This is a genomic window from Glycomyces sp. L485 (genome assembly GCF_022548875.1).
In the GTDB taxonomy this organism is placed as follows: Bacteria; Actinomycetota; Actinomycetes; order Mycobacteriales; family Micromonosporaceae; genus Glycomyces.
Genome location: NZ_JAKZEW010000107.1, coordinates 1 through 392, shown reverse-complemented (window position 1 = coordinate 392; position 392 = coordinate 1). Strand labels below are relative to the sequence as shown.

At 68.4% G+C, this 392-nt stretch carries 1 pseudogene; it reads right to left on the bottom strand.

From position 1 onward, the window contains the following. Positions 1-392, bottom strand: a pseudogene (locus L0U85_RS20205) (hypothetical protein); the annotation flags it as partial.

Below are 392 nucleotides of genomic sequence, written 5' to 3'. Positions count from 1 at the left end.
TTATTCGTCTCCGGGTGTACCAGACGCATCGCCGCGACCGGTGCGGCCGCTGCGTCAGTCGGCAGTGTGGGGGCGTGCTCGTCTTCGGGGCGGGAGCGTCCGCCCGGTCCGGAGCCCGGATCGAAGTCCTGTTCGGAGTCTCGCTTGGGTCCGGTTCCCGTTCCGGTTCGGGGCCCGTGTTCGGGTCCGGTGCCGCGCTCGGGCTCGCTCCCGGTCGCGGTCGCGGTCTGCGAGGCCGGTGCTGGTGTCTGTCCGGGTTCGGGTGTGGGTTTGGGTGCGGCGTATTTCTTGCGCAGCTTGGCTCGTGCTTTCCGGAGTTCGGTGTTGAGGCGTTCGGTTTCGAGTGCTTGAGCGATGCGGTCGAGGTCTTCGCGCAGTCCCGGTCCGTACTC